The organism is Embleya sp. NPDC059237 (genome assembly GCF_042754105.1).
Classification (GTDB): Bacteria; Actinomycetota; Actinomycetes; order Streptomycetales; family Streptomycetaceae; genus Embleya.
This window is the reverse complement of sequence record NZ_JBHZAE010000022.1, coordinates 131,758-146,622: the sequence shown is the minus strand read 5'-3', so window position 1 is coordinate 146,622 and position 14,865 is coordinate 131,758. Positions and strand designations below refer to the sequence as shown.

Here is a 14,865-nt window from a genome sequence, read left to right as displayed (position 1 = left end):
GCTGCGGCTTCCGGTGGTCGGGGCATTCGGAAAGCAGCCGGCCCGTTCGGCGTTTGAGGACAACCCTGGCGGGGGTGGCTACCAGGCTGCCAGGCGTGGTGCTCGGGTGCCCGAAATCGCTGCGCCGGTCGGGTGTTTGGGGGTGATCCGGGTGGGCGCGCACCATGCTGCGGCTCGGTCGAGATCGGCCGGCCGGGTCGGTGGTGGACTGGGAAGGGTCGTCGGTTTGGGGGAGTTGGGGGGAAAGGGGCGGGAAGCGGGGGCCTGGGGTCGTAGACTCTCGGGCCGTCGGTCGTGATCGAGGCGGCCTGGGGAAAGGGATGTCGCCTTGTTCGCCTATGCCGATCCGGTGCGGATGCTCGGGGTGGCCGCCGAGGTCGCGCGGACCGAGTTCGCGGTTGTCGATCTGGAGACGACGGGGTTCTCGCCCGCTCGTGGGGACCGGATCGTGGAGATCGGCGTCGTGCGGATGCGCGGCACCGGTGAGGTGCTGCGGGAGTGGACCACGCTGCTCGATCCGGGGCGGTCGGTGGGCGCGAGCCACGTGCACCGGATCACCGCCGCCGACGTGGTGGGCGCGCCCCGTTTCGCGCAGATCGCCACCGAGTTGGCCGGCCTGCTCGCGGGCACGGTCGTCGTCGCCCACAACGCTTCCTTCGAGCAGCGTTTCCTGGAGGCCGAGTTCGTCGCCGCCGGCCTGGCCCCGCCCACCCTGCCCGCGCTGTGCACGATGCGGCTGGCCAAGGCGTCCGGCCTGCCGCTGGCCGACCACAAGCTCGGCACCTGCTGCGCCCACTTCGGGCTGACCTTCCCCGACGCGCACGCGGCCCTGGCCGATGCCCGGGTCACCGCCCGCCTGCTGCCGCTGCTCCTCGCCGGCCTCGGTACCCGCAGCCTGGGTCTGCCGGTGCCGCCGGCCCGTGCCCCCGAGACCCTGCACGCGCCCGTGCTCAAGCCGCGCCGGGGGTTCGCGCCCGCCCGGTGACGGGTATCCGGGCAGCCCGACACAGGGATCACCGGGCGCCCTGTCACCAGGATTTGGCAAAGGATCGCTTGGTGTTTCCTTTACCTTCTGGCATCCTGGAGGCAATCGGAGGGGTACAGACCCCCCTCCGGCGATGACGCGACCCCCCACGTCTGCCGGAGGCGCAGTGGACGTTTCACCCGTTGCCTGGATCCTGACCATCGTCGTGCTGCTGGCACTGGTGGCCGTCGATCTGTTCATCAACCGCAAACCCCACGAGGTGACCCTCAAGGAGGCGTCCCTGTGGGGCATCTTCTGGGTCGGCCTCGCCGTGCTGTTCGGCATCGGCCTGACGGTCTTCGCCGGCGCCGAGCCCGGCGGCGAGTTCTTCGCGGGCTTCATCACCGAGAAGTCGCTGAGCGTCGACAACCTGTTCGTGTTCGTGCTGATCATGGGCAAGTTCGCGGTGCCGCCGCAGTACCAGCAGCGGGTGCTGCTGGTGGGTGTGCTGCTCGCGCTCGTGCTGCGCGGCGCCTTCATCGCCGCCGGCGCCGCCGTGGTCGCCGCGTTCTCGTGGGTCTTCTTCATCTTCGGCGCGTTCCTGATCTGGACCGCGTGGAAGCTGATCAAGGAGGCGCAGTCGGACGAGGAGGAGGAGTTCGAGGAGAACGCCCTCCTGCGCAAGGTCGAGAAGGTGCTGCCGACCACCGACGGCTACCGCGACATGAAGCTGGTGGTGCGCGAGAACGGCAAGCGACTGGTCACGCCGATGCTGATCGTGATGATCGCCGTCGGCACCACCGACGTGCTGTTCGCGCTCGACTCGATCCCGGCGATCTTCGGCCTCACCAAGGAGCCGTACATCGTCTTCACGGCGAACGCGTTCGCCCTGATGGGGCTGCGCCAGCTCTACTTCCTGATCGGCGGACTGCTGAAGAAGCTGGTCTACCTGTCGTACGGCCTGTCGGTGATCCTGGGCTTCATCGGGGTCAAGCTGATCTTCGAGGCGCTGCACGGCGAGGGCGTGCACGTGCCGGAGATCGGCATCCCGCTCTCGCTCGGCGTGATCGTGGCGACCCTGGCGGTGACCACGGTGCTGAGTCTGCGCAAGACGAAGAAGGACGAGCGGGCGGCGGCCGAGGCGGCCGCGAAGGCGGACCGGGACGCGAGCGTCTAACCCGGAAGCGGTACGGCCGGCGGCCCCTGCGCGAGGACGATCTCGTGCGGGGGCCGCCGTGCGTCCGGGCCCGGCCGCAGTCGTACGCCGACGCTGCCGCACAGGCAGCGGGTGTAGACGACTTCGCCCTGGGATGTGAGGTGCCGGGACAGTACGGTCATACGCGGATCCTCGATCCGCCCGCAGGCGTCGCACCGGGAAGACATCGCGTTGCCCCCATGTTCACTAGGGTAATGGGTGTGCTGGTGTAGCTCCTTACATAGTTCGCAGCCTAGGTAAGGGTTCAATGGAAGTCAACGGTTACCGCAGTGACGGGGTCGGCGCTGCCGTCGCGATGGTCAACGCGTGGACCGGCGAGGAGGGCGCGGCGCCGGACGTGCAGTCCGCGCGCGATGTGCTGAGGCCGTTCTCGTATCTGGTCGCCGACCTGGACGAGAGCGCGCTCGAACCGTTGCTCGCCTGGGCGCGGGAGCTGCGCGCGTTCTTCGTGCTCGGTGATCTGGAGGCCGCCGTGGCGCACGTGAACGGCCTGCTGGAGCGGGTCGAGTCGCGACCTCGGCTGGTGGATCACGGGTATGGGCTGCACCTGCACCACGCGCCGTCGGGGGTGCCGTTCGTCCAGCGCATCCGGATCAGCACCGCACTGGGGCTGGCCAACCTGGTGGCCGACTACGGGCTCGGCCGCTCCGGGGTGTGCGCGGCGGCGGCCTGCGACCGCGTGTTCGCGGACACCTCGCGCAACGGTCGCAAGCGCTACTGCTCGGACACCTGCGCCAACCGGGCGAACGTGGCGGCGCACCGGGCCAGGCGGCGGGCCGCCGAGGGCGCCGGACGGGTCTGAACCGGCCCGGCGCCCCGCGGATCCGCTACCAGCGGCGGGCGCGCCATTCGGCGAGGTTGGGGCGCTCCGCGCCCAGCGTGGTGTCGTTGCCGTGGCCCGGGTAGACCCAGGTCTCGTCGGGGAGCACGTCGAACAACTTGTGCTCGACGTCGTCGATCAGGTGGTCGAAGGCGGCGGGATCGCCGAAGGTGTTGCCCACCCCGCCCGGGAACAGGCAGTCGCCGGTGAACAGGTGCGGGTGCCCCTTGGGGTCGTCGTACAGCAGCGCCACGCTGCCCTCGGTGTGCCCCACCAGGTGGATGGCCCGCAGCTCGATCGCCCCGAACGCGACCGTGTCGCCGTCGTCCAGGAGCACGTCGCTGGGCACCGGAATGGCCTCGGCGTCGGCGCGCCCCGCGAGCGTGGTGGCCCCGGTGTGTGCGACCACCTCGGCCAGCGCCTGCCAGTGGTCCTGGTGCCGATGGGTGGTGACCACCTTGGCCAGGCCGCCGTCGCCCACCAGGGTGATCAGCGTGCCCGCGTCGTTGGCCGCGTCGATCAGCAACTGCTCATCGGTGGCGCGACAGCGCAGCAGGTAGGCGTCGTTGTCGTAGGGCCCGACGGCCACCTTGGTGATCATCAGCTCGGCCAGCTCGCGCACGGCCGGGGCGCCGCCGACCTTCACGGATCCGTGATACGTCATGCGGGCCATCCTCCCCGGCCGCGCGCCCTCTCGGCTACCGGCGGGCTACATCCAGGCGGGCGGTGTCGGCAGGGGGCCGGCCGGCTCGACGCTCAACCCGTCGCCGTTGGCGCGGCCGATCAGCCAGGCGAGCAGCGACTGGCGGCGGCCCGAGACGACCGCGGCGGGGGCCACGCCCTCCGGGCCGATCAGCAGCTCGCGGTGGGTGATGTCGTCGCGCAGCAGCAGCGGCGGGCAGTCCGGCCGGCCGCGGAAGGAGGCCGCCACCTCGTTCAGCTCGCGGTCGGCGTACTCGGTCGGCCAGTGCGCCGGCGTCCAGCCCGCGTCCAGGTCGACGTGGTGGATGTACAACTCGCGCAGCCGTTTGGCGGGCAGCGTCGTCGCGGCGATCTCGCCGGCGTTGCGCGCGGTCACCTTGGCGCCCCACGCGGTCGGCGTCATCGCCGTGAACGCCTGGGCGAACCGGCCCGAGGCGTCGTACAGGTCGGTGAGCTGCTCCCGCGGCGGCCGGCCGGCGCCCTCCTCGATGGCCCGGTCGCGGGCGTCGCCCGGCGGGTACATCGGGGTGGGTATCCCGGTCCGCGCCCAGTTCAGCAGGTTGGTCAGGGCGTCCGCGTTGCGGGCCAGATGGGTCAGCACATGGCCCCGGCTCCATCCGGGCAGCAGCGACGGGCCGGCCAGGTGCTCGGCCGACAGTCGTTCCGCGCTCGCCAGGACCTGAGCGGTCGCCTCGTTGATCTCCGCGAGCAGTGCGGCCGGCTCGAACCCGTCCGTGGTCACGATTACCTCCCCCGGATCGCCCTCCGCCGCGGATTCGCGGAACGAGACGGGTCCCGATGCGACGGAGGTCTGTGATGTTGCAGCTTAGTGCGGCGGGCAGGCCCGAGTGCCCGGGCCGGGGCTTCACACGATCGGGTGAAGAAGGGCCCGAAGAAGTTTTGTTCGAATGAATGTGCGATAGCCTGGCGCCTCAAAGGGGAACAAACACCTGCCCGCGGCTGCTTACGATGGCGCGAGGACGTAACGATCCGGGGCCGCAGAACGTCACCACCGGCGTGACCTCGACTGCGACCGCCCCCGGGTCCGCATCCTCGATCCGCACTGTCGACGCGTACCGATCAGCCTCTGATCGGCTTCCGTTCAGCTCGACACCATTCAGCCGCAGCGGCATGTCGTCGAAGGGTTTCGATTCTCAAGTGGCCGACCGTCTCATCGTCCGTGGCGCGCGCGAGCACAACCTCAAGGACGTCTCCCTCGACCTTCCGCGCGACTCGCTCATCGTCTTCACCGGCCTGTCCGGGTCCGGCAAGTCCTCCCTCGCCTTCGACACGATCTTCGCGGAGGGACAGCGCCGCTACGTCGAGTCGCTGTCGTCCTACGCGCGCCAGTTCCTCGGGCAGATGGACAAGCCCGACGTCGACTTCATCGAGGGCCTGTCGCCCGCGGTCTCGATCGACCAGAAGTCGACGAACCGCAACCCCCGCTCCACGGTCGGCACCATCACCGAGGTCTACGACTACCTGCGCCTGCTCTACGCCCGGATCGGCCACCCGCACTGTCCCGAGTGCTCCCGGCCGATCGCCCGGCAGAGCCCGCAGCAGGTGGTCGACCGGGTCCTGGAGCTGGAGGAGGGCACCCGCTTCCAGGTGCTCTCGCCGATCGTGCGCGAGCGCAAGGGCGAGTTCGTCGACCTGTTCGCCGAACTCCAGTCCAAGGGCTACAGCCGGGCCCGGGTGGACGGCACGGTGATCCAGCTGACCGACCCGCCCAAGCTGAAGAAGCAGGAGAAGCACACGATCGAGGTGGTCATCGACCGCCTCACCGTGAAGTCCTCCGCCAAGCGCCGGTTGACCGACTCGGTGGAGACCGCCCTCGCGCTCGGCTCCGGCATGGTCATCCTGGACTTCGTCGACCTGCCCGAGGATGACGCGCACCGCGAGCGCATGTTCTCCGAGCACCTCTACTGCCCCTACGACGACCTGTCGTTCGAGGAGCTGGAACCGCGCTCGTTCTCGTTCAACTCGCCGTTCGGCGCCTGCCCCGACTGCACCGGCATCGGCACCCGCATGGAGGTCGACCCCGAGCTGGTCGTGCCCGACGGGCAGAAGTCGCTCGACGAGGGCGCGCTCGCGCCGTGGAACGTCGGACACGCGTCGGAATACTTCGGCCGGTTGGTCTCCTCGCTCGCCGAGGAGATGGGCTTTCGGACCGACATCCCCTGGGACGGGCTGCCGCAGCGGGCCAAGAAGGCGCTGCTCAACGGCCACAAGACGCAGATCCACGTCAAGTACCGCAACCGCTACGGGCGCGAGCGCTCCTACTACACCTCGTTCGAGGGCGCGCTGCCCTACATCGTGCGCCGACACTCCGAAGCGGAGACCGACGTCAGTCGCGAGCGCTTCGAGGGCTTCATGCGCGAGGTGCCGTGTGCCACCTGCCACGGCGCCCGGCTCAAGCCGATCGTGCTCGCGGTGACCATCGCCGACAAGTCCATCGCCGACGTGGCGGGCATGTCGATCAGCGACTGCGCCGAGTTCCTGAGCCGGATCAAGCTCGTGGCGCGGGAGAAGAAGATCGCCGAGCGGGTGCTCAAGGAGGTCAACGAGCGGCTGCGCTTCCTGATCGACGTGGGCCTGGAATACCTCTCGCTCAGCCGTCCCGCGGCCACTCTGTCCGGCGGCGAGGCGCAGCGCATCCGGCTCGCCACCCAGATCGGCTCCGGTCTGGTCGGCGTGCTCTACGTACTCGACGAGCCCTCCATCGGCCTGCACCAGCGCGACAACCACCGGCTGATCGAGACCCTGGTCCGGCTGCGCGACATGGGCAACACGCTGATCGTGGTCGAGCACGACGAGGACACCATCCGGGTCGCCGACTGGGTCGTCGACATCGGCCCGGGCGCCGGTGAGCACGGCGGCGAGGTGGTGCACTCGGGCACCTACAAGGACCTGCTCAAGAACAAACGCTCGGCCACCGGCGACTACCTCTCCGGCCGCAGGTCGATCCCCACCCCGACCGAGCGCCGGGTACCGGACAAGAAGCGCCGGCTGGTGGTGCACGGCGCCCGGGAGAACAACCTGCGCGACGTCGCCGTGGGCTTCCCCCTCGGCGTGCTCACCGCGGTCACCGGCGTCTCCGGCTCGGGCAAGTCGACCCTGGTCAACGACATCCTGTACACCCACCTGGCGCGCGAGCTCAACGGCGCGCGCAGCGTGCCGGGCCGGCACACCCGGATCACCGGCACCGACCTGGTGGACAAGGTCGTGCACGTCGACCAGGGGCCGATCGGGCGCACCCCGCGCTCCAACCCGGCCACCTACACCGGCGTGTTCGACCACATGCGCAAGCTGTTCGCGGAGACCACCGAGGCCAAGGTGCGCGGCTACCTCCCGGGCCGGTTCTCGTTCAACGTCAAGGGCGGTCGCTGCGAGAACTGCGCGGGCGACGGCACGATCAAGATCGAGATGAACTTCCTCCCCGACGTATACGTGCCGTGCGAGGTCTGCCACGGCGCGCGCTACAACCGGGAGACCCTGGAGGTGCACTTCAAGGGCAAGAACATCTCCGAGGTGCTGGACATGCCGATCGAGGAGGCCCTGGCCTTCTTCGAGGCGGTCCCCGCGATCGCTCGGCACCTGCGCACGCTCAACGACGTCGGCCTGGGCTACGTGCGTCTGGGCCAGCCCGCCACCACGCTCTCCGGCGGCGAGGCGCAGCGCGTCAAGCTGGCCTCCGAGCTGCAGCGCCGCTCCAGCGGCAAGACGGTCTACGTCCTCGACGAGCCGACCACGGGTCTGCACTTCGAGGACATCAGCCGGCTGCTCGGCGTGCTGACCAGCCTGGTCGACAAGGGCAACACGGTGATCGTGATCGAGCACAACCTCGACGTGATCAAGACCGCCGACTGGGTCGTCGACCTCGGCCCCGAGGGCGGCAGCGGCGGCGGTCTCGTCATCGCCGAGGGCACCCCCGAGGAGGTCGCCGAGGTGGCGGGCAGCCACACCGGCAAGTTCCTCCAGGACGTGCTGTACGACCGACGCTGACGCGAGTGGCGCAGGGGCCGGGTGCGAGGATTGACCGGCCTCACGGTGGCGCGGCCGACGTCCGGCCGCGCCACCGGCGTCACCCGTTCACAAGGAGATCCCGCATGACCGCGCAGCACCAGCCCCGGCCCGAGCACCCGTCCGACACCGCGGGCGGGACCGGACCGGATCGGCGCACGCTGCTGCGCGGCGCCGCGGTGGTGGGCGCGGTCGGCGTCGCCGGGGCGGCCGTGACCGCCTGCGCGACGGACAACCAGCCCGCGACGCCGCACGAGAAGAAGCTGCTCGACGGTCCGGTCACGGTGGGCCGGGCCGACGACGTGGTGGTCGGCAAGGGCAAGGTCTACACCGACACCTCGATCGTGGTCACCCAGCCGGCCAAGGACGATTACAAAGCGTTCGACGCCCGTTGTCCGCACCAGGGCTGTCTGGTCACCAAGGTCGACCAGGGTGTCATCCAGTGCCAGTGCCACGGCAGCCAGTTCTCGATGAACGACGGTTCGGTCGTGCGCCGACCCGCCAAGCGCGGTCTGACGCCGCTGCCGGTCACCGTCGCGAACGGCGAGATCGTGGTGGGTTGACCGCGAAAATCTGTTGGAGCCAGCACATAGGGTGGAGAAATGGACCCGTCGTCGTACCGGCCCGCGCCCGGCCAGATCCCGACGTCGCCCGGTGTGTACCGGTTCAGCGACGAGCACCGGCGCGTGGTCTACGTCGGCAAGGCGAAGAACCTGCGCGCCCGGCTCTCGTCCTACTTCCAGGACCTGGCCAACCTGCACCCGCGCACCCAGACCATGGTCACCACCGCCGCCTCGGTGGACTGGACCGTGGTCGGCACCGAGGTCGAGGCGCTCCAGCTCGAATACTCCTGGATCAAGGAATTCGACCCCCGCTTCAACGTCAAGTACCGCGACGACAAGAGCTATCCCTCGCTCGCGGTGACGCTGAACGAGGAGTTCCCGCGCGCCCAGGTGATGCGCGGTCCGCACCGCAAGGGGGTGCGCTACTTCGGGCCGTACGGGCACGCGTGGGCCATCCGCGAGACGCTCGACCTGCTGCTTCGGGTCTTCCCGGTACGCACCTGCTCGGCCGGGGTGTTCAAGAACGCCCGCCAGGTGGGCCGGCCCTGTCTGCTGGGCTACATCGGCAAGTGCGCGGCGCCGTGCACCGGCAAGATCTCCGCCGAGGACCACCGCGCGCTGGCCGAGGACTTCTGCGAGTTCATGGCCGGCCGCACCGGGCCCTACGTCAAGCGCGTCGAGGGCGAGATGAAGCAGGCCGCGCAGGCGATGGAATACGAGAAGGCGGCCCGGCTGCGCGACGACCTGGCCGCGCTCACCCGCGCCCTGGAGAAGAACGCGATCGTCTTCGGCGACGGCACCGACGCCGACGTGATCGCCCTCGCCGAGGACGAACTCGAGGTCGCCGTCCAGATCTTCCACGTGCGCGGCGGCCGGGTGCGCGGCCAACGCGGCTGGGTCACCGAGCGGGTCGAGGACGTGGACACCGCCGACCTCGTCGAGCACTTCCTCCAGCAGCTCTACGGCGAACAGCGCGGCGAGGCGGTGCCGCGCGAGGTGCTGGTGCCCGCGCTGCCCGCCGACACCGCCGCCCTGAGCGAATGGTTGTGCGAACTGCGCGGCGCCAAGGTCGAATTGCGGGTGCCGCAGCGCGGCGACAAGAAGTCGCTCCAGGAGACCGTGCAACGCAACGCCGCCCAGGCGCTGAACCTGCACAAGCTGCGCCGGGCGGGCGATCTGACCGCCCGCTCGCTGGCGCTGCAACAGCTGGCCGAGGCACTGGAGATGGACACCGCGCCGCTGCGCATCGAGTGCTACGACATCTCGCACCTGCAGGGCACCGAGGTGGTCGCCTCGATGGTGGTCTTCGAGGACGGGCTGCCGCGCAAGAGCGAGTACCGGCGCTTCGCGATCAAGACCTTCGAGGGCCAGGACGACCCGCGCGCGATGCACGAGGTGCTGACCCGGCGTTTTCGGCGGTACAAGTCCGACCTCGCGCGGGACGCGGCCGGCGATGCCGCGGCGGAGGCGACGGACGCGCAGGGCGCCGACGGCGCGGAGCACACCGGGCCGATCGACCCCGAGACCGGCAAGCCGAAGCGGTTCGCGTATCCGCCGCAGCTGGTCGTGGTCGACGGCGGGCAACCCCAGGTCGCCGCCGCGATGCGGGCCCTGGAGGAGGCCGGCGTGGTGGACGTGACCGTGTGCGGCCTGGCCAAGCGGCTCGAAGAGGTCTGGGTCCCGGGGGAGGACGACCCCATCGTGCTCCCGCGCAGCAGCGGCGAGGCGCTGCTGATGCTCCAGCGCATCCGCGACGAGGCACACCGCTTCGCGATCACCTACCACCGCGCCAAACGCTCCAAGGCGATGACGGCGAGCGCGCTGGACGACATCCCGGGCCTGGGCGAGACCCGGCGCAAGGCGGTCCTCGCGCACTTCGGCTCGCTCAAGCGCCTGCGCGCGGCCCGGATCGAACAGATCACCGAGGTGCCCGGCATCGGTCGGGCCACCGCGGCGGCGATCGTGGCGGCGCTCGCCACGCGGGCGCCCGCGGCTCCCGCCGTGAACACCGCCACAGGCGAGATCATGGAAGACGACGACGCCGCCGGCGGCATCGACGCCGGTAGCGGTGCCGAGGTCGACGACGGCGGCGAAGGCGGCGCCGACGACGGTGTCGGCGCGACGGACGAGGCGGTCCCGGTTGCACCCCCGAGGCAGGAACCAGCAGGAGGAAGCGTTGAACTCGCCCAGCCGTAGGTGCGGCACGCACCGGGGGGACGCATGAGTACCGAGAACACGAACGACGAGGTCGAGGGCACCCCGGAGCTGGTGATCATCTCCGGCATGTCCGGCGCCGGTCGCAGCACCGCCGCCAAGGGCATGGAGGACCTCGGCTGGTTCGTGGTGGACAACCTGCCGCCGTCGCTGATCCCCGCCATGGTCGACCTCGGGGCCCGCACGCAAGGGGCGGTCGCGCGGATAGCGGTCGTCGTCGACGTGCGCGGCCGCACCTTCTTCGACGACCTGCGCTCCGCGCTCGGTGAGCTGGACGCGTCCGGTGTGGTGCGTCGGATCGTCTTCCTGGAGGCCTCCGACGACGTGCTGGTGCGCCGCTTCGAGGGGGTCCGCCGGCCGCACCCGCTCCAGGACGACGGCCGCATTCCCGACGGCATCGCCCGCGAGCGCGAACTGCTGCGCGAGCTGCGCGGCGAGGCCGACCTGGTGATCGACACCTCCGACCTGAACGTGCACCAGCTGCGGGCCCGGATGGACGACCGGTTCGCCGGCTCCGGCGAGCCGCAGCTGCGCGCCACGGTGATGTCCTTCGGCTTCAAGTACGGCCTGCCCGTGGACGCCGATCTGGTGGTCGACTGCCGCTTCCTGCCCAACCCGCACTGGATCCCGGAGCTGCGCCCACACACCGGCATGGACGAGGCGGTCAGCCGCTACGTGTTCGACCAGCCCGGCGCGAAGGAGTTCCTGGACCGCTACGCCGAGCTGCTGCACATCGTCACCGAGGGCTACCGGCGCGAGGGCAAGCGCTACGTCACGCTCGCGGTGGGCTGCACCGGCGGCAAGCACCGCAGCGTTGCGATGGCCGAGCGCCTCGCCCGCCGGCTCACCGAGGACGGCCTGGACACCGTGCTCGTGCACCGCGACATGGGCAGGGAATGAGCGGCCCCAAGGTGGTCGCCCTGGGCGGCGGACACGGGCTCTCCGCCTCGCTGGCGGCGCTGCGCCGGCTCACCGACGACCTGACGGCGATCGTCACGGTCGCCGACGACGGCGGCTCCAGCGGGCGGCTGCGCAAGGACCTGGGCGTATTGCCGCCGGGCGATCTGCGGATGGCGCTGGCCGCGCTGTGCGGCGACGACGAGTGGGGGGTGACCTGGAGTCGGGTCATCCAGCACCGGTTCCGCCGCGAGGGCGAGTTGAACGGGCATGCGGTCGGCAACCTGCTCCTGGTCGGCCTGTGGGAACTGATGGACGACCCGATCGCGGCGCTGGACTGGATGGGCCGCCTCCTCGGCGCGCACGGGCGGGTGTTGCCGATGTCGGCGGTCCCGCTCGACATCGAGGCCGACGTCGCCGGGCACGACCCGGCCCACCCGGAGCGGGTGTCCACGGTGCGCGGGCAGGCGCAGGTCGCGGTCACCCCGGGCGACGTGCGCGGGATCCGGCTGCTCCCGGCCGATCCGCCGGCGGTGCCCGAGGCGGTCGCGGCGGTCCGTGACGCCGATTGGGTGGTTGTCGGGCCCGGTTCGTGGTTCACCTCGGTACTGCCCCACCTGCTCGTTCCCGAGTTGGCGGCGGCGCTGGTGGAGACCAAGGCCAGGCGGTTGCTGGCGCTGAATCTGGCCCCGCAACCGGGCGAGACGGCGGGTTTCTCGCCGCAGCAGCACCTGGAGGTACTGGCCGCGCACGCCCCGGGGCTGACCTTTGACATCGTCCTCGGCGACCGCGACCGTGTGGAGGACGTACCGGGCCTGGAACGGGCCACGGCGGCGCTCGGTGGACACATCCATCTGGCCCCCGTGTCGGCGGTCGACGGCTCGCCGCGACACGACCCCGAACGGTTGGCCTCGGCCTACGGCCGGATCTTCGTCGATCGTGAAAGGATCGCTCCATGGCGATGACGGCAGCAGTGAAGGACGAGCTCAGCCGCCTCCCGGTCACCCGGTCGTGCTGTCGCAAGGCGGAGGTCTCCGCCCTCTTGCGCTTCGCGGGCGGACTGCACATCGTGGGCGGGCGAATCGTCATCGAGGCGGAGCTGGACACGGCGATGGCCGCGCGCCGGCTGCGCAAGGACATCCTCGAGGTATACGGGCACAGCTCGGACCTGGTCGTGGTGGCCCCCGGCGGGCTGCGTCGCGGCAGCCGCTACGTGGTCCGGGTCGCGGTCGGCGGCGATCAGCTGGCCCGCCAGACCGGGCTGCTGGACGCGCGCGGACGACCGGTACGCGGACTGCCGCCCCAGGTCGTCTCGGGTGCCACGTGCGACGCGGAGGCCGCCTGGCGCGGTGCGTTCCTGGCCCACGGCTCGCTTACCGAACCCGGCCGCTCCTCGGCCCTGGAGGTGACCTGCCCCGGCTCCGAGGCGGCGCTCGCCCTGGTCGGCGCGGCCCGTCGGCTGGGCCTGGCGGCCAAGTCGCGCGAGGTGCGCGGGGTGGACCGGGTGGTGGTCCGCGACGGCGACGCGATCGGTGCGCTGCTCACCCGGCTCGGCGCGCACGAGAGTGTGCTGGCCTGGGAGGAGCGGCGGATGCGCCGCGAGGTGCGGGCCACCGCGAACCGGCTGGCCAACTTCGACGACGCGAACCTGCGCCGCTCGGCCCGGGCGGCGGTGGCCGCGGGGGCACGGGTGCAGCGGGCGTTGGAGATCCTGGGCGAGGAGGTCCCGGAGCACCTGGCGGCGGCCGGCAAGCTGCGGCTCGACCACAAGCAGGCGTCCCTGGAGGAGTTGGGCGGGCTGGCCGAGCCGCCGCTGACCAAGGACGCGGTCGCGGGTCGGATCCGCCGCCTGCTGGCGATGGCCGACAAGCGCGCGGGCGAGCTGGGCATGCCCGGCACCGACGCCGGATTGTCCGTGGACATACTCGTGTCCTGAGCGATCCCGGGGCCGGTGGCGCGACCCGCACGGGCGGTGCGAACCGGCGGGTCCGGCACGCGGCCCCGCCGCGTGAGCCAAAACCATTCGAAGGCGTCGATCCGCGAGGCATAGGGTCTCCGGATCGGCGCCTTCGTCCGTTGCCGCGGAGGGAAGGCCGCGCACGCGAGGGAAGGAACCACCACCGTGGACGTCCGCACGATCGACGAAGACGAGATCATCCCGTGGACCGCCGCCGTCGGCGTCGGCTTTCTCCGAGTCCCCGACGACTCCAAGGAGAACCGCGAGAAGCGGTTGGCCCACTGGCGCGAGCGGGCCGACCTGGCCAGGACGCGCGGGGCCTACGACGGAGATCGTTGTGTGGGCACCTTCCGCAGCTTCGCCACCGGGCTGACCGTGCCCGGCGGCGCGATCGTGCCGGTGTCGGCGATCACCAACGTGACCGTCTCGCCCACCCATCGCCGGCGCGGACTGCTGACCGAGATGATGCGGCTCGACCTGGCGGACGCCGCCGCGCGCGGCGAGATGCTGGCCATCCTGATCGCCGCCGAGTACCGCATATACGGGCGGTTCGGCTTCGGCGTGGCTACCGAATACCAGAAGTTCACGCTCGACACGCTGCGCACCGACTTCGTCCCCGACGCGCCGGTCGAGGAGGGCGGGCGGGTCGAACTGGTCACCCCCGAGGAGGTGGCCGAGCTGGGTCCGCCGCTGCACGAGGAGTTCCGCGGGCTGCGCGCGGGCGCGATCGGCCGCACGGCGCTGTGGTGGGGCAACTACACCGGTCTGAACCCCTCCCCCGCCAACCCGGCGCCGCCCCGCTTCCACGCGATCTACCGCGACCCGTCCGGCAAGGTCGCCGGCCTGGTCTCCTACCGCACCGACGACCACTGGGACGAGTTCGTACCCAAGGTGACGCTGACCGTGGACGCGCTGCTGGCGCTGACCCCGGCGGCCGAGTTCGCGCTGTGGCGGTTCTGCGCGAGCGTGGACTACGTGGAGAAGATCGAGGCCGCCGACCGCAGCCCCGACGAACTGCTGCCGATGTTGCTCACCGACGCCCGGGCGATCACCACGCAGACTCGCCGGGACTTCGTCTGGACCCGGATCCTGGACGCGCCGGCCGCGTTCTCCGCGCGCACCTACGGCGCCCGGGACCGGCTCGTGGTCGAGGTCTTTGACGATCTCGGGTACGCGGCCGGCCGGTTCGCGATCGACGGCGGACTCGACGGCGGCACGTGTGTGCCGACCGGGGAGCCGGCCGACCTGTCCCTGGACGTGGCCACGCTCGGCGCGTTGTACCTGGGTTCGGGGTCGCCGGTACGGCTGGCCGTGGCCGGGCGAATATCCGAATTGGTACCCGGTGCCGCCGAGCGGGCCGAGGCATTGTTGCGGACGCCGCGCGAGCCGTGGTGCCCCGACTGGTTCTGACCACATCGTGGAATCTTTGCGCGTAGCTTCGACCGAATATGACCGTCAGTCAGGTCTCGTGTACCACGCGGTAGGTGCCGTAGCATGCGCAACACCCGG

The 14,865-nt window shown here is 71.0% G+C and carries 13 protein-coding genes; 10 read left to right on the top strand and 3 right to left on the bottom strand.

Translation table 11 applies throughout. The features are described from left to right. Positions 1 to 328 precede the first annotated feature (328 nt). The gene (locus ACFXKZ_RS44620; protein WP_380011339.1) at positions 329 to 985 is read left to right on the top strand and encodes an exonuclease domain-containing protein; all 657 of its coding nucleotides are present in this window, start codon (positions 329 to 331) and stop codon (positions 983 to 985) included. Positions 986 to 1,151: 166 nt separating this feature from the next. Continuing rightward, entirely contained in the window at positions 1,152 to 2,141 is a 990-nt protein-coding gene (locus ACFXKZ_RS44615; RefSeq protein ID WP_380011336.1) for a TerC/Alx family metal homeostasis membrane protein, read from the top strand. On the opposite strand, the gene ACFXKZ_RS44610 is transcribed toward ACFXKZ_RS44615, so the two are convergent. Next, positions 2,138 to 2,302, bottom strand: coding sequence for a hypothetical protein (locus ACFXKZ_RS44610; protein WP_380011333.1), 165 nt, complete (start codon positions 2,300 to 2,302; stop codon positions 2,138 to 2,140). The two genes, ACFXKZ_RS44615 and ACFXKZ_RS44610, sit on opposite strands and share 4 nt — an antisense overlap. Positions 2,303 to 2,427: 125 nt before the next feature. Between ACFXKZ_RS44610 and ACFXKZ_RS44605 the strand changes: the two genes are divergently transcribed. Beyond that, entirely contained in the window at positions 2,428 to 2,982 is a 555-nt protein-coding gene (locus ACFXKZ_RS44605; RefSeq protein ID WP_380011330.1) for a CGNR zinc finger domain-containing protein, read from the top strand. 25 nt (positions 2,983 to 3,007) lie between these two features. On the opposite strand, the gene ACFXKZ_RS44600 is transcribed toward ACFXKZ_RS44605, so the two are convergent. Both ACFXKZ_RS44600 and ACFXKZ_RS44595 read right to left on the bottom strand, forming a co-directional pair. Beyond that, the gene (locus ACFXKZ_RS44600; protein ID WP_126641290.1) at positions 3,008 to 3,664 is read right to left on the bottom strand and encodes an MBL fold metallo-hydrolase; all 657 of its coding nucleotides are present in this window, start codon (positions 3,662 to 3,664) and stop codon (positions 3,008 to 3,010) included. Between the two features lie 45 nt (positions 3,665 to 3,709). Then, positions 3,710 to 4,444 carry a maleylpyruvate isomerase family mycothiol-dependent enzyme gene (locus ACFXKZ_RS44595; RefSeq protein ID WP_380011327.1) on the bottom strand — a complete coding sequence of 245 codons (735 nt, stop codon included), beginning with the start codon at positions 4,442 to 4,444 and terminating at the stop codon, positions 3,710 to 3,712. A 416-nt stretch (positions 4,445 to 4,860) separates the two neighbouring features. On the opposite strand from ACFXKZ_RS44595, the gene uvrA reads away from it, so the two are divergent. From uvrA to ACFXKZ_RS44560, 7 genes are all read left to right on the top strand, one after another. Then, the gene (uvrA, locus tag ACFXKZ_RS44590) at positions 4,861 to 7,707 is read left to right on the top strand and encodes an excinuclease ABC subunit UvrA (RefSeq protein WP_380011324.1); all 2,847 of its coding nucleotides are present in this window, start codon (positions 4,861 to 4,863) and stop codon (positions 7,705 to 7,707) included. Between the two features lie 104 nt (positions 7,708 to 7,811). After that, entirely contained in the window at positions 7,812 to 8,288 is a 477-nt protein-coding gene (locus tag ACFXKZ_RS44585; RefSeq protein WP_380011321.1) for a Rieske (2Fe-2S) protein, read from the top strand. Between the two features lie 39 nt (positions 8,289 to 8,327). Continuing rightward, positions 8,328 to 10,484, top strand: a complete 2,157-nt coding sequence (gene uvrC / locus ACFXKZ_RS44580; protein WP_380011318.1) for an excinuclease ABC subunit UvrC — start codon at positions 8,328 to 8,330, stop codon at positions 10,482 to 10,484. Positions 10,485 to 10,508: 24 nt separating this feature from the next. After that, entirely contained in the window at positions 10,509 to 11,402 is an 894-nt protein-coding gene (rapZ, locus tag ACFXKZ_RS44575; RefSeq protein ID WP_380011315.1) for an RNase adapter RapZ, read from the top strand. Next, a complete protein-coding gene (gene yvcK, locus ACFXKZ_RS44570; protein WP_380011312.1) occupies positions 11,399 to 12,364 on the top strand; it encodes a uridine diphosphate-N-acetylglucosamine-binding protein YvcK in 966 nt (321 codons plus the stop codon). The genes rapZ and yvcK overlap by 4 nt, the downstream gene beginning before the upstream one ends. After that, on the top strand, positions 12,355 to 13,335 hold the full coding sequence (gene whiA / locus ACFXKZ_RS44565) for a DNA-binding protein WhiA (RefSeq protein ID WP_020553580.1): 981 nt from the start codon (positions 12,355 to 12,357) through the stop codon (positions 13,333 to 13,335). The genes yvcK and whiA overlap by 10 nt, the downstream gene beginning before the upstream one ends. A gap of 186 nt (positions 13,336 to 13,521) precedes the next feature. Continuing rightward, on the top strand, positions 13,522 to 14,766 hold the full coding sequence (locus tag ACFXKZ_RS44560; RefSeq protein ID WP_380011309.1) for a GNAT family N-acetyltransferase: 1,245 nt from the start codon (positions 13,522 to 13,524) through the stop codon (positions 14,764 to 14,766). Positions 14,767 to 14,865 lie beyond the last annotated feature (99 nt).

Bases quoted from the DNA above. Each gene is read 5' to 3' on its own strand.
- rapZ (WP_380011315.1), top strand. From the start codon at position 10,509: ATGAGTACCGAGAACACGAACGACGAGGTCGAGGGCACCCCGGAGCTG.
- ACFXKZ_RS44605 (WP_380011330.1), top strand. From the start codon at position 2,428: ATGGAAGTCAACGGTTACCGCAGTGACGGGGTCGGCGCTGCCGTCGCG.
- uvrC (WP_380011318.1), top strand. From the start codon at position 8,328: ATGGACCCGTCGTCGTACCGGCCCGCGCCCGGCCAGATCCCGACGTCG.
- ACFXKZ_RS44610 (WP_380011333.1), bottom strand. From the start codon at position 2,302: ATGACCGTACTGTCCCGGCACCTCACATCCCAGGGCGAAGTCGTCTAC.
- yvcK (WP_380011312.1), top strand. From the start codon at position 11,399: ATGAGCGGCCCCAAGGTGGTCGCCCTGGGCGGCGGACACGGGCTCTCC.
- ACFXKZ_RS44585 (WP_380011321.1), top strand. From the start codon at position 7,812: ATGACCGCGCAGCACCAGCCCCGGCCCGAGCACCCGTCCGACACCGCG.
- whiA (WP_020553580.1), top strand. From the start codon at position 12,355: ATGGCGATGACGGCAGCAGTGAAGGACGAGCTCAGCCGCCTCCCGGTC.
- ACFXKZ_RS44600 (WP_126641290.1), bottom strand. From the start codon at position 3,664: ATGACGTATCACGGATCCGTGAAGGTCGGCGGCGCCCCGGCCGTGCGC.